The following is a 13,526-nucleotide window of genomic DNA, read 5'->3' as shown; positions in this document are numbered from 1 at the left end:
AATATTCACACAATGCACAAATATTACTAATCACTTACTTTTCTTAAGATCTTCTATAGCACGTTTAAAATCTTCTAAGCCAGTAAAATTCTGATACACGCTAGCAAAACGAAGATATGCTACTTCGTCCAACTCGCGCAATGGCTTTAATATTGCTTTTCCAACTTCTTCGGACGTAACCTGAGCTAATCCACGAGCACGTAAATCAGCTTCAACTTCCATTCCAAGTGTTTTTAATGCTTCAGAATCTATTGGCCGACCTTGACAAGCTTTTCCAACACCAGCAACAACCTTTGCTCTATCAAACGGTTCAATAGAACCTGAACGTTTCATAACAAGCAATTGTGTAGTTTCTACTGTTGTAAATCTACGTCCACACTTCTGGCATTCACGTCTACGGCGTATTGAATACCCATCTTCACTAATTCGCGTATCGATAACTTTAGTATCGGAATTCTTACAAAAAGGACAATGCATATATACAGCATACTAAAAATTAATTTAATATGTTATATATATTTCAATATTTTATATAAATAAATCAATTTTTTCATATTTTTCCTCGTATATTTTATAAAATTTATTGAAAAACACCCTAATAGACGGATATATAAATACATTCATAACAACAACCGAATCTGTACTTAAATCATCGCAATAAGAACACACAGATTCATCGCCATAGCATAATGTAAATAAATCTGACGAATCATATTCATAATCTGAACTCATGTAATCCTCCATATTTTAATGATATTTTTAATAACAAGTTAATCGTCGATAAAAGGTACGCGTATAGACTGCCCTACTTCTAAATCTGGCGAATCTAGATTATTTAATTGCATAAGATAATCAACAGAATCAGAAATATTGCCATTTTTATCTGTTATAGATTTTGCATAACTCCACAATGTATCTCCAGGACGAACTGTGTATGTTACAAAAGACTTTGACACGGCTGAAACAGCTGGCTTTGGCATAAACACAAACCACGCAAAGCACGTTAATACAGCAAAAACAATAAAACGCATAAATAATTTATTTTTACGCCTTCTGCAAACCTTATTTGCCAAAACGGCACGATTTGCATTTGAATAGTTAATGCTATTAGAAGCGTTTAAGTTCTTATACATAACTGCCCTTTCTTACATTTATATTGATATGAACATTTGTTCTATCGAACAGGTGTATCAATCTTGACACATTTGTTCTAAATATGCAACGGCGTGTCGAACATATGTTTGATTTTTTTGAAAAAGTGTATTAGACTGTAAACAACGAAAGGAGACACCATGAATACCAACCCAAACGAGCTTAGCGATTCTGCGGCGCACAACAATGAATCACTAACGGATCGCCAGAGGAAAATCATGGATGCCATACAACAATGTCTTGAAGAACACGGTTTTCCACCGTCTTTTAGAGAAATAGGCGAAGCTGTAGGTTTAAGAAGTCCTTCTTCCGTAAAACACCAATTACGAGCACTTGAGATGAAAGGATTAATACGAATAAGTGCAAATAAAGGTAGAGCAATTGAAGTTATTGGAGATTTTCTACAAAAGAACAAAGAAAAAGCTCAAGAATTGCTTGCAAAACAATCAGCCATTGATGTAAGCATGTACAACAGCGAGTCTTTGATAAACTCTCACGACGTTCCTCTTGTTGGGAGAATTGCAGCAGGAGCGCCTATAACAGCCGAACAACATGTTGAAGATGTTATGCGTTTACCAGAAAGACTTACTGGAAGCGGTAATTTATTCATGCTAGAAGTACATGGCGATTCAATGATTGACGCAGCAATTTGCGACGGCGATTATGTTGTTGTGCGAGAACAAAATGAAGCAACAAATGGAGATATTGTTGCTGCACTACTAGATAACGAAGCAACTGTAAAGACGTTTAGAAAAGAAAATGGTCACGTTTGGCTTATGCCTCACAACCCTGCGTATTCCCCTATTGACGGATCGCACGCAAAGATAATGGGCAAAGTTGTTACCATTTTAAGAAAAATTTAGAGATTTAGAGATTTAAAGATTTAAGCAATCAAAACAACTAAAGAGCGATACTGTTAAACGGACACAAATAAACGCATAAATAAAATCGCTGTGATTTGTAAATCATAAAGATTTTAAATCACAGCGATTAGAGAAAATAGATAGATAACAGCAAAGACGCTTGCCTATTAATGCATTTTATTGCCTAGGCGAGTGGATGAGAGTCCTTAATGGTTACAGAAATCTGACGACCATTTGGAGCAGAGTAGCTAACAGTATCACCCGCTTTAGCACCAATGATTGCAGCGCCAATCGGAGATTCTGGGCTAATAACATCGTAATCAGTAGCAACAGCAATATCACGTGAACCAAGAACATATGTCATCTCTCGGCCAGCAAGATCTAGAGTCACAACAGAACCATTACCAACAAGACCATCTTTTGGAGCCTCAAGGATTTTGGCATTGCGCAGCTTAACAATAAGCTCATTAATACGACCCTCGTTCTTGCCCTGCTCTTCACGAGCAGCCTGATAGCCACCGTTTTCAGACAAATCGCCTTCGGCGCGAGCAGCAGCAATACGCTCGGTGATTTCGTCACGATATTCACCTTCGCGATGAGCTAATTCTTCCTTGAGCTTATCGTAGGCTTCCTTAGTCAACAAAATTGTTTTTTCTTCAGCCATTTTGCAATCTCCTTAACAAAGAACAAAGAATAAAATCAACCACACGCATTTAGCGAGTAGAAATAATATCAATCACAAAAACGAGGGTGTCCGAACCGCCAATTCCAGCCTGAGGGACCCCGCGCGAACCATAACCATACTCAGGTGGAATAGAAACAAGTAAGCGAGAACCAACATTATGACCTGGAACAGTACGATCCCATCCCTGAATAACCTGACCAACACCAATACCAAAGCTGGCAGGAGTATGACGAGCAAAACTAGAATCAAAAGGCTCGCTAGCTCCCCAAACAACACCGTGATAATTAACAGTAACAGTGTCTCCAGCACGAACCAAAGGTCCGTTGCCCTCTACCAACTCAACAACCTTAAGCCCTGCTGGCGGCTCAAGCGATGGGAACGTCACCGTTGGCGTAGTACCAAACTCTGCAACCACTTCTGGCATATCCTTTACCATTTTGCCTCCTTTATAACCTCTTATAATCCCTTACAAACATATATAAATGCTTGCAAACAACCATTAACCTCTACAAACTATTTACTAAAAACTTTGAATATTATAACAGTTATGCAATCTTATAGCGTGTTTTAGATTAGCACTCAACCGCTACCTATTCCAATACGTATATAAATTACACAACGCCTACATAAACATAATGCAAGCAAGTATACAAGCATTTAAAGGAAAAATATTATGAGATAACTATAAACATAAAAAGCTATAAACTAGCATTCAACAACGTTTACAGCCAGACCACCTTTAGATGTTTCGCGATACTTAGACATCATGTCATGCCCAGTTTCCTTCATTGTTTTAATAGCGCTATCTAAGCTAACAATATGAGAGCCATCACCCAAAAGCGCCATTCTAACAGCGTTAATGGCCGTGTTTGCAGCCATAGCATTGCGCTCTATGCAAGGAATCTGAACCAAACCACCAACTGGATCACAAGTGAGACCAAGATGATGCTCAATACCGATTTCTGCAGCGTTTTCAACCTGCTCAGGGCTTCCACCAAGAACTTCACACAAGCCTGCGGCAGCCATAGAACACGCCGAACCAACTTCTCCCTGGCAACCAACTTCTGCGCCAGAAATAGAAGCATTGCGCTTAAACAAGTAACCAATAGCACCAGCAGCAAGAAGGAACTTTACAATGCCTTCTTCGCTAGCACTGTCTACAAAACGCCAATAGTATTGCAAAACTGCTGGAATAATGCCAGCGGATCCATTGGTTGGAGCCGTAACAATACGACCACCTCCAGCATTTTCTTCACTTACCGCAAGAGCAAAAAGATTTACCCACGCAGAATCAGAAGCTTCCAAAGCGCAGTTTGCTCGTCTGCGATCTTGCTTAAGAATGTCGGAATTTGCGGACAAACGCTCATACATGCGTGGAGCGCGTCTGTGAACATCAAGTCCACCTGGAAGAATCTGCTGCTTAGAGTTACAGCCGTGTTCAACACACTCTCCCATCACATTCCAAACACGCAGCAAATAGGAGCGAACATATTCAGAATCGCCATTATGCAAAGCAAGCTCGTTTTGCCAAACAATGCTACTTATGCTCTTATGTTCTTTTTTGCAAATAGAAATAAGTTCTTTGCACGTTGTAAAAGGATATGGAACAGAAGAATCAGTGGAAGAATCAGTAGAAGAATCAGTAGATTGCATAGTGGAAGACTCAACATTTTTAGAAGAGTCTTTAGAAGAATCTTCACTTTCTGTTTCAGATTCACCAACGCGGTCATGCAAACCAATCATCTTATCGTCTGCATTACCTTTGCGAATAAATCCACCGCCAATCGAATACCAAACTTGCTCGTCAACAGTATTACCAAAGGAGTCCAAAGCAACAAACCGCATGCCATTAGGATGCGCAGCCATGCGCCTCCACTTTTCAAAAACAACATCGGAATCGTAGTCAAACGCAATAGTATGACTATGCGCAAGCGTTAAAGTTCCACTTTTCTTGCAATCTTCGCGGATAGTCATCATGTGTTCTGTATCAACATCGTCTGGAAGATTACCTTCAAGACCTGCAACGGATGCTCGATCTGTACCATGCCCCAATCCAGTAAGAGACAAAGAACCATACAATGTAACGCGCACACGAGAAACATTGTTAAGCTTCCCACTCTTTTGCAAAGAGGTTACAAAGGCATTCGCCGCGCGCATAGGCCCAACCGTATGCGAAGAACTAGGACCTACACCAACCGAAAACATTTCTAAAATACTGAACACATATCTATTGTAAACACAATTGTTAAGGTTGCGACACGCTGCACTAATCGTTGCTTAAATCCGAGCGTAAAGCAATATCATCGTTTGCGCTATAAATCCAATTTTCAACTAGATGACTAATCAGATGCAAAATCAACCATATAACGAAAGCGAATAATATGGCACAAATCATAACAAACATTGCATTTCCGCTTATAGGAACATGCAAATCAAAGAAACGCGCAACAAATGGTATAAACGCGCCAATAACGCCAGCAGCAGCAAAACACAGAACCATAATTCCACGCCAAGAAGCAAGTGGCCTAGAAACAGTAGCCAAAACTGCAACACCCAGCACAAAAACTGTAACAGCGCAAATACTGCGAGTTAGACCAATGGTGTAAACAGATTCAACAATTATGCTAGAAGCACTAACGCTAGAGGAATCAAGTCCACGCGAAAGCATTAAAGGAGCAAAAATGGAAACAGCCAAAACAGATACGGCAACAGCAATGCCATTTGGAAGCGCAAATCTAACAACACGATGCAAGAATCCAGGAATATAACGTCTTGTATTAGGAGCCAAAGCAAGCAAAAACGCTGGAATACCAATGGTTAACGAACCGATATAGGTTATGTGGCGAGGTAAATATGGAAAATGCAGACCGAGTAAAACCACACCTGCTGAAATAAGTGCAGAATATACGGTTTTAACAAGAAACAGGCCTGCAACACGCTCCATATTTGCCATAACTTGGCGACCCTTAGCAACAACGTCTGGAAGATGAGAAAAACGAGAATCAACAAGCACAACTTGCGCAACTGCCTTAGCGGCTGGAGCAGCATTACCCATTGCTACGCCTAAGTCTGCTTCCTTAAGCGCAAGAGTGTCGTTCACACCATCACCAGTCATAGCAACAACGTGACCCTTGGAATGTAGAGCTTGAACGATTAACTTCTTTTGATCAGGCAAAACGCGCCCAAGAACATCAACGTTTTCAAGAACCTCGGCAAGCTGATTTATATCTTTAGGCAGCTGCCTTGCGTCCATTGAAACGGGCTTTGAATCACCAGTTAGACCAACTTTTTCGGCAACAGCTGCAACAGTTGTTGGATTATCGCCAGAAATCACGCGACATCTAACACCTTGCTGCCTAAACCATTCAAGAGTTTGGCGAGCATCGGTGCGGATTTTCTCCGAGCAACGAACTAGTGCAACAGGGCGAGCACTTGTGGACACTTTTGGCGAGCTAGAAAAAGTTGCATCACAAGAATCGCCAGAAACCACAGAGCCAGAAACCACAGACTTGCCTGTAGCAACCGCTAGAAGAAGAACACGATTGCCCTGCTGTGCATATTCGTTTACTCGATGCAAAATACGCTTGAAAGGCTCCGTTAAATGGCAATTATTGCAAGTAGAATCGCCATCTTCTAAAGAACAGTCAGCGCAAATCGCAGTTGCCAAAACCTCTGGAGCACCCATATACCATGTTTCAAAACTGCCGTCTTTTAGCTCATAGCGAATTGCACTCCACTTTCTTGCGGAAGAAAATGGCAAGCGAGCGTTAACATTCGACGCAACGCAAGCACCTTGATCTTTAAGGCCTTCCATAATGGCAAGACCCGTAGCATTTGGATTTTCTTCGTTAGACAAATCAAACAAAGCCTGATTTACAGCATGACTATAGTCGCTAGCAGCCGCCACGCTGGAAGAATCGCCGCTTTTACTTTTTACAAAAGCTTCGTCAATTGAATCGTCAATCGAATTGTCAATCACATCAACACCAACAAACGCGATTCCGCCATCTGTAATAGTGCCTGTTTTATCTAAATTAAGGCAATCCACTCGAGCTAAAGTCTCAACAGACTCAAGCTCCTGAACAAGTGTTTTTTTACGAGCAAGACGCATTGCAGCAACAGCAAAATTAAGCGAAGTTAAAAGAACAAGACCTTCTGGAATCATGCCAACAACGCCAGCAACAGCAGAAACAACAGCACTCCTCCACTGCCCAGTCTGCCAAGACTCAGCAAAACCGCCAACCTTGTTAATCTGTGACCAAACAAGCAAAACACAAAGAGGAACAACAACAATAGTCATCCACTTTAAAATCGTGTTGATTCCACGACTCAAATCGGAAATTGTTTTAGTATAAACCTTTGCTTGCGCCGCAAGTTTAGCTGCATAACTATTAGCACCTACAGCCGTAACGCGCATTAAAGCAACACCAGAAACCGCTGTAGACCCAGAATAAACAAAGTCGTCCGCAGCTTTACGAACAGTTACAGACTCGCCAGTAAGCATGGACTCGTCCATCTCCAAGCCCCAAGACTCAACAACCTTAGCGTCCGCAGGAACCTGGTCGCCAGCACGAACCCACAACAAATCACCAAGAACAATACAGCTATGATCAACATAAACGTTTTGGCCGCCTCGCCGAACAATAGAACGAGAAGCAACAAGAATCGAAAGGCGATCAAGCGTGCGCTTTGCGCGTAGCTCCGTAACAACGCCAATACCTGTGTTAATAAGAATTACAAAGCCAAAAACCGCGTCTTTCCAAGAGCCAGTGGCAAGAACAACAACCATTGCCGCAAAGATAATTGCATTAAAAAGCGTAAAAACGTTTGCGCGCACAATTGAAAGCACTGACCTAGAAGTACGATTTTCTGTAACGTTTACAAATCCTTGTTCTACGGCAGCGGAAACTTCACTTTGAGTTAAACCCGATTCGCTAACTTCTGGCAAATCTGGAGAGTCTTTTGCGCCTTGCACAACCTGATCCTCTTGCACAACCTGATCCTCTTGCACAACCTGATCCTCTGGCACAACCTGCTCCTCTTGCAAAACCTGCGCGCCTGCACTAACCTTTGTCATTTATAACCACATCCCTACCATGAGGCGTATTGTCAATTACCGATTGAACGATTTTTAGAAGACTAGAATGCTGAATCTTCCCACAATTTTTTATATGACTTTTCTGGCAACTCTTTTCAACACAGCTTAAATGATTTCTAAAATCGCCATTAAAAGCGGCCTTAGAATCACCCTTCAAATCACCCTTGATTAAACCAAAATCAAACAAATCCTGACCGTCTAAATCCTTAAGAATATAGAGTTTTGCCGCAAACAAAGAACAATCTTTAGGTGGATTTTTTGGATTAACAAGCGCAACAGGAATCCCCGCAGAACGCGCATATTTAAGCGCATCAACCCAAGCTTTGCGCGCCTGTAAATCAACATGCGCTCCACCAGCATTGCTCTTAGCGCTAGAATCAACGCGGTCTACGCCATCAACATTAATGTTGTTAATCAAAATCATAGAAACAGGCTGATTTGACGCATCTTTAACGGCCTCTTGCGAGGCAAAATTGGCATTCTTAACGTCTGCGATTGATGCGTACGATGCTTTTAAACCAAATTTCTCACACAGATGCAAGAGCTTAGAATCGAGCGCCGCCTGCCTTGAACCGACTATAAACAACTTTATGTCTTCTACGTCGATTCCGTCGTGAACAATATCGTCCGAACGACCAGTGTCTCCAACAGCTTGATTTTTAGGCGTGCAAGCACTTAGCGATGCAAGCAAGAAAATAACCAACATGGATGCGAGCGCAAAAACAATACGATTACTACGATTGCTACGATTGCTTTTGCGCAAAACACCACTAAATGCACGCATACCTACGCACGCCACGATTACACACGCTCACGCAAAATCACGCGGACGCGGAAGAATCGCCAGCAACCGTTGGAGCAAGAACCAGATTCTTAACCAACTCACGGGTGCGAAGCTGCGAATCCGCATCTAAGCAATCATCCGTAATAACCGTATCAACCTGGTCAAATCGCGCAAAAAGCGAAAGCGACGTGCACGTCCACTTAGTGTGATCCGTTAATATAATCGTGCGATCCGCAATATCCATCAAAGCCATATCTGTAGCGGCTTCCAGCGAATTTGGCATAAGGAATCCGCGCGGCAAGCTAACGGAATGCGTGCCCAAAAATACGGTGTTTACACGCAAAGACGAAACAACCTTATCTGCAATAGGGCCAACCAGGGAATTGGAACGCGTAATAACGCCACCTGTAACAATAACCTCAATATCTTTGGACTCAAGCGCTTGAACAAGCTCCGCAACTGGAATTGAATTTGTTAGAATCGTGATTCCAGACGCCCTACGCGACTCAAGCAGATGCTGCGCAAATACGTACGCAGTTGTGCCACCACCGATAGCAATAACATCTCCAGGCTGAACATAATCTACCGCCTTACTGGCGATTGCATCCTTAAGCCCCATATCCATCTGCGACTTTACGGAAAACAGCGGCTCCGAAAGAAGAGTGTTAGTTGTAACAGCACCACCGTGTACGCGCTTTAAAAGCCCGCGATCCGAAAGCTCTGCGATATCTCTGCGAATTGTCATTGCAGAAACGGCGAGTTCTTTGGAAAGAGCGGTAATACGCACGGCCCCCCTGGTGCGAAGGCGGCTCAGAATCAATTGTTGACGCTGTGAAGAAATCATGTGAACATTATCGCACAAGTAAACGCAAAAAACAAACGCAAATGAGCGTTTCTAAGCTCTAAACGTTAAGTATTTAACAAAAATCACGTAAAATCTGGCAAAATTCCCCAAAACGAACAAATGCTTTTAAAAATGCGCAATCCTTACTTGGTATTGCGCGATGGCGCTTTCCTATTTGGTGTGTAGGAGGGCTGGGTGTTTCTGCGTTCGCACGGATTAGCCGCGCTCACGCCTTCGCCGCGCAGAAGCAGTGCTTCTGCTCTAAGCGGCTCAGCGAATCGAGGTGACTTCTCGCGCGCTATGCAGCTCGAAGTCGTCGATTCGCACAACGCTCCGCCTCTTACGTGTTGTCTTGTGTTGCGGTTGTTCCGATTTGGCTTTGATTTTGTTTTTGGCTGAAGTTTGTTTGTAGGCGTGCGCCACTGGATTATTTGGTATCGGCTGCCGCTCTTATACTGTTCGACCAAGAATCACCCAGCCCTCTTGCATGCTTGAACAATTGCGTATCGCTAGTCGCCTGAGATTCTCGATTTTTCTTGCTGCTTCAGCGAATCACCATTTCATGCTGAGGTTCGCTTCATCCGCTGCGAAAAATCTCGAATCTCTACCTAGCTTGGTATAACTTATGTGAGTTTATGTACTGCGTTTGTAGCTGATTCACGGCGTGTTGAACTACAAAATCAGGAAAATTTTCCCGAAAATGTTGCTCAAAACGGCGTGTTAGCAACAAAAAGCGGAAAGACGCAAGGAAAATAGATTATATGCAAAGATATCAGTATTGATGATGCGTATGATCGTGCATAACGTCTTTATGCTCCGAAGCATGCGGAATATGCAAAACGCGCATGCGGTCAATCGCCTTGCGCGCAAGCTGATGCGCCGAACCCGCGCCCTCTCCCTTAACGCCAAAAATAACAATCAACGCCATAATAGCCGTAATAATCGCACTAATGCGCAAAGTCCATTGCACGCCAAAAATGCTTGCCGCAATGTTATCCGCACTCCCAACACCCGTAAGCGCATGATGCCACTGCGTAAAAGTGGCCATTGTTACAACAAGAACAGGCGCACCAATCGCACCCCAAAGCTGGCGCATTGTGTTAGTAACAGCCGACCCGTCTCCAAGCTCGCTGCGCTGCAAGCAATTTAAAGACCACGTTGTAACTGGCATAAGCAAGAATCCCATGCCAATTTGACGAGTAAATTGCCATATTGAAATCCACCAAATCCAAGTGTATCTATCAATAAGACTCATCATAACTGTGCCAAAAAGCAAAATCAGCGATCCAGCCATTGCCACTGGCCGCACGCCAAATCGATCCAGCATGCGCCCACCAAAATACTGCGAAATGGCCATTCCAAACGCGCCTGGCAAAAGCACCAGACCGCTCATAGTGGCAGAAAAACCGCGATCCGACTGAATATAAAGCGGAATAACAACCATGATTGAGCTAAAAGCAAAGAACGTTAAGCACGCGCAAGCCGTACCAACGGTAAAATAGCGATTTTTTAACACACCAATTCCAAGAAGTGGCTGCTTGCCATTAGAGCTTGCGCGCAACTGGCGAAGAACAAACCAGGCCACTCCACACGCACCAACAAGCATTGGCGCCCAAGAAAACGCACTAGAAATTCCGTATGCTTCAATGTTGGTAAAGCCAAACATCACTCCGCCAAATCCAACAATCGAAAGACCAACGGAGAAAAAGTCAGCTTTGGCACAGCGATCCTGCTCGCCAAAATTATGCAAGAAAAATGCGGAAAGAACAATAGAAATTACGCCAATAATGCTAAGCGACAAGAAAATTGATCGCCAACCGTTAAAATCGGTTTGCATACCGCCAACAGTTGGGCCAATTGCAGGCGCAATACTCATTGCCATACCAACACTGCCCATAGCCATTCCGCGCCGCGTTACGGGATACACAGAAAACACTGTAATCTGCAACACTGGCCACATAACGCCCGTGCCAATCGCCTCTAAAGTACGGCCAGCCAACGCCATAATAAAATCGTTGCTAAGCCAAGCCATAATCGAGCCGAGCGTAAAAAGAACCATAGACGATATAACGATTTGACGCGTGGAAAATCGCCTAGTCAAAAATGCGGTAAGCGGCACCATAATGGCCATAATCAGCTGAAAAATAGAGGTAAGCCACTGACCCGTAGTAACGCTAATGTTAAATTCGCGAACAATGGTTGGCAAAGCGGCCGTAAGCTGCAATTGCGCAAAATTACCAATAAACGTTATAAACGTAAGGATTGCAAGGGATACAAGAGCCGCGCGGGTAAGGCGATTATTTTTATACGCTTGCTCCCCAACTAAAGCACTGCTTAAATGAGCAAACTTATTTTTATGTAACTCGGATAACTTTGGCAACTCTGATAATTTATGTGATTTAGGTAATTTAGGCGTTTTAGACAATCTTGATGGTTTAGGTGTTATCGTCATTTTAGAAAATAGTGAAGCTAGAGATTTCAAAAATTTATTTGGCACTTAATTATCCGCCAAATCAGTAGCTTCTATGCGATAACCAGTGCCTGTAGGCGCCCTGAATCGAACCATAACGGCCATTGCAATAATTCCAGAACCAACGAAGCTGAGTTTGATAATTAGTTGCCCAATCAGCACCCATAGAAGACATCTTTCTTCCAGGCAAAGCTTGAGGCAAACCATAGGCGCCAGAAGGGTTCATAGCATTTACACGCCAACCAGATTCGTGCGAAATAATAAACACGGTAGCAGTAAAATCGGCCTCGCTGTAGCCGTTTGAAAGCAGCCAGGAATGTGCCCACTCCTGCATCTCGCCAGCTGGAACGGTTGTTCCAATGGAAGCGGCAAAACCAGAATCTACGCTAGCGCCACCAGTTCCAACAAGAACAACCTTATCTTTTGGAGCCTTTTTAACAAAGGAAACAAAAACGTTGGAAGAAACAACCTTCTTGCCTGCACGCGTAACAATTTTGCTTGTTTCCATAACGCCAGGCTCGCCTTGTTCCTTAACCTTTTCCGTGCCTTTTGGAAGAGCTGCGGTCTCTTTTTTAACCGTGTTAAACGCAATCGGCTCGTCGGAAGTCTCCAACTTTGCGCCCGCGCGCTTAATGGTTATAACCGTAGCCTCGCTAACCTTTGAATCAAGAGAAGGCGTAACAACATCATGCGAATCTAAAGTTATATCTCCAGCCTCTAAAACGGACTTTACGTTTGTAAAATCAGTTCCAAAAACCGCACGATGATGACCGTTTATATTTACTGTAACATAAGAAGTTGCGCCCTTTTTAACAGGCTTAAGCGAGTTTCTGTAGACTCCACGAGAAACCTGATTTGCGCTATCTGTTGCAGAATAAGCAGTTACGTAAGACTTTGCGGAATAAGGCTTGGAATTGGAATAAAAGTTTCTAGAAACAATTCCAAGAGCTATAACAGACACAACACCAACAAAAATCGCTGCAACTCTTGCCCATTGACGCGCGCTCAATGAGGTAAGCGTAACAGTTTTCTTTCTGTGACTTGTCATAACTCTCCTTGATAAACCTTAAAAGCTGTGCACTCAGACTTTAACAGCGATTGCACACAGTGTATTCAATTGTAATATTACGTAAAGAGAAGGGCTAAAAATCAACGGCTAGAGGCCACTTTTCCCTAGCTTCGCGCGCTATGTTTTTATGCGCTAGTCGTTAGCCTTAGGGGCGTTGCCTGAATCGTTGCTAGAATCACTGCTAGAATCGTAGGACTTTGCCTGATTAACCAAATCCTCCAAATCCGCAGGAAGCAAAGCGCCTGCCTGGCGATAAATAACCTCTCCACGCTTAATCACCATAACCGTTGGAACGGCCTTAATCTGCGCTGCGCTGGCTAATTCGGGAGCCTGATCAATATCTACCTTAACAAACGGGATATCGTCAAACTTTGCACTCACTTGCTCAAAAATCGGCCCAAAAGCACGGCAAGGACCGCACCAAGTGGCCCAAAAATCAACAACAACTACCTCGTTGGTGCTTGCAATCTTCTCAAAATCGTCTTGCGTAGCGTGAATAAGTGCCATTTTTGCCCCTTGTACTATTTAATACGGTTCAACGTATACAGCGATTGAACCGCC

12 protein-coding genes are annotated in these 13,526 nt (G+C 43.2%); 1 reads left to right on the top strand and 11 read right to left on the bottom strand.

The genetic code is table 11. The features are described 5' to 3' along the window. Positions 1-30: 30 nt before the first annotated feature. A complete protein-coding gene (nrdR, locus tag QP420_RS03045) occupies positions 31-477 on the bottom strand; it encodes a transcriptional regulator NrdR (RefSeq protein WP_060787276.1) in 447 nt (148 codons plus the stop codon). 293 nt (positions 478-770) lie between these two features. Next, on the bottom strand, positions 771-1,133 hold the full coding sequence (locus QP420_RS03040) for a LysM peptidoglycan-binding domain-containing protein (RefSeq protein ID WP_415689029.1): 363 nt from the start codon (positions 1,131-1,133) through the stop codon (positions 771-773). Positions 1,134-1,292: 159 nt separating this feature from the next. Between QP420_RS03040 and lexA the strand changes: the two genes are divergently transcribed. Continuing rightward, complete coding sequence (gene lexA, locus QP420_RS03035) at positions 1,293-2,015, top strand: transcriptional repressor LexA (RefSeq protein ID WP_060787274.1); 723 nt, start codon at positions 1,293-1,295, stop codon at positions 2,013-2,015. Positions 2,016-2,199: 184 nt separating this feature from the next. On the opposite strand, the gene QP420_RS03030 is transcribed toward lexA, so the two are convergent. The 9 genes from QP420_RS03030 to trxA form a co-directional block, all read right to left on the bottom strand. Next, entirely contained in the window at positions 2,200-2,679 is a 480-nt protein-coding gene (locus QP420_RS03030) for a GreA/GreB family elongation factor (protein ID WP_060787273.1), read from the bottom strand. 49 nt (positions 2,680-2,728) lie between these two features. Next, positions 2,729-3,136 (bottom strand): FKBP-type peptidyl-prolyl cis-trans isomerase, encoded by a 408-nt coding sequence (locus tag QP420_RS03025; protein ID WP_060787272.1) that lies wholly within the window; start codon positions 3,134-3,136, stop codon positions 2,729-2,731. 269 nt (positions 3,137-3,405) lie between these two features. Then, a complete protein-coding gene (locus QP420_RS03020) occupies positions 3,406-4,905 on the bottom strand; it encodes an L-serine ammonia-lyase (protein ID WP_481616502.1) in 1,500 nt (499 codons plus the stop codon). A gap of 61 nt (positions 4,906-4,966) precedes the next feature. Next, positions 4,967-7,777 carry an HAD-IC family P-type ATPase gene (locus QP420_RS03015; RefSeq protein ID WP_481616501.1) on the bottom strand — a complete coding sequence of 937 codons (2,811 nt, stop codon included), beginning with the start codon at positions 7,775-7,777 and terminating at the stop codon, positions 4,967-4,969. Next, the gene (locus QP420_RS03010; RefSeq protein WP_481616500.1) at positions 7,764-8,582 is read right to left on the bottom strand and encodes a hypothetical protein; all 819 of its coding nucleotides are present in this window, start codon (positions 8,580-8,582) and stop codon (positions 7,764-7,766) included. Before QP420_RS03010 ends, QP420_RS03015 begins: the two co-directional genes overlap by 14 nt. Before the next feature lie 37 nt (positions 8,583-8,619). After that, the gene (locus QP420_RS03005) at positions 8,620-9,426 is read right to left on the bottom strand and encodes a DeoR/GlpR family DNA-binding transcription regulator (protein WP_060787269.1); all 807 of its coding nucleotides are present in this window, start codon (positions 9,424-9,426) and stop codon (positions 8,620-8,622) included. Positions 9,427-10,198: 772 nt separating this feature from the next. Next, a complete protein-coding gene (locus tag QP420_RS03000) occupies positions 10,199-11,878 on the bottom strand; it encodes an MDR family MFS transporter (RefSeq protein WP_464405272.1) in 1,680 nt (559 codons plus the stop codon). A 61-nt stretch (positions 11,879-11,939) separates the two neighbouring features. Then, positions 11,940-12,944, bottom strand: coding sequence for an aggregation-promoting factor C-terminal-like domain-containing protein (locus tag QP420_RS02995; RefSeq protein ID WP_060787268.1), 1,005 nt, complete (start codon positions 12,942-12,944; stop codon positions 11,940-11,942). 153 nt (positions 12,945-13,097) lie between these two features. Then, positions 13,098-13,472 carry a thioredoxin gene (trxA, locus tag QP420_RS02990; RefSeq protein WP_060787267.1) on the bottom strand — a complete coding sequence of 125 codons (375 nt, stop codon included), beginning with the start codon at positions 13,470-13,472 and terminating at the stop codon, positions 13,098-13,100. Positions 13,473-13,526 lie beyond the last annotated feature (54 nt).

This window comes from Bifidobacterium sp. UMB1197 (assembly GCF_030217745.1).
Lineage (GTDB): Bacteria > Actinomycetota > Actinomycetes > Actinomycetales > Bifidobacteriaceae > Bifidobacterium > Bifidobacterium vaginale_B.
Note: the sequence above shows the minus strand (reverse complement) of the source record. Positions and strands in the feature narration are given on the sequence as shown.

What these genes read in the sequence shown, in the direction of transcription:
- nrdR (WP_060787276.1), bottom strand. Translation starts at nt 477, where the DNA reads ATGCATTGTCCTTTTTGTAAGAATTCCGATACTAAAGTTATCGATACG.
- QP420_RS03040 (WP_415689029.1), bottom strand. Translation starts at nt 1,133, where the DNA reads ATGTATAAGAACTTAAACGCTTCTAATAGCATTAACTATTCAAATGCA.
- lexA (WP_060787274.1), top strand. Translation starts at nt 1,293, where the DNA reads ATGAATACCAACCCAAACGAGCTTAGCGATTCTGCGGCGCACAACAAT.
- QP420_RS03030 (WP_060787273.1), bottom strand. Translation starts at nt 2,679, where the DNA reads ATGGCTGAAGAAAAAACAATTTTGTTGACTAAGGAAGCCTACGATAAG.
- QP420_RS03025 (WP_060787272.1), bottom strand. Translation starts at nt 3,136, where the DNA reads ATGGTAAAGGATATGCCAGAAGTGGTTGCAGAGTTTGGTACTACGCCA.
- QP420_RS03020 (WP_481616502.1), bottom strand. Translation starts at nt 4,905, where the DNA reads ATGTTTTCGGTTGGTGTAGGTCCTAGTTCTTCGCATACGGTTGGGCCT.
- QP420_RS03015 (WP_481616501.1), bottom strand. Translation starts at nt 7,777, where the DNA reads ATGACAAAGGTTAGTGCAGGCGCGCAGGTTTTGCAAGAGGAGCAGGTT.
- QP420_RS03010 (WP_481616500.1), bottom strand. Translation starts at nt 8,582, where the DNA reads ATGCGTGCATTTAGTGGTGTTTTGCGCAAAAGCAATCGTAGCAATCGT.
- QP420_RS03005 (WP_060787269.1), bottom strand. Translation starts at nt 9,426, where the DNA reads ATGATTTCTTCACAGCGTCAACAATTGATTCTGAGCCGCCTTCGCACC.
- QP420_RS03000 (WP_464405272.1), bottom strand. Translation starts at nt 11,878, where the DNA reads ATGACGATAACACCTAAACCATCAAGATTGTCTAAAACGCCTAAATTA.
- QP420_RS02995 (WP_060787268.1), bottom strand. Translation starts at nt 12,944, where the DNA reads ATGACAAGTCACAGAAAGAAAACTGTTACGCTTACCTCATTGAGCGCG.
- trxA (WP_060787267.1), bottom strand. Translation starts at nt 13,472, where the DNA reads ATGGCACTTATTCACGCTACGCAAGACGATTTTGAGAAGATTGCAAGC.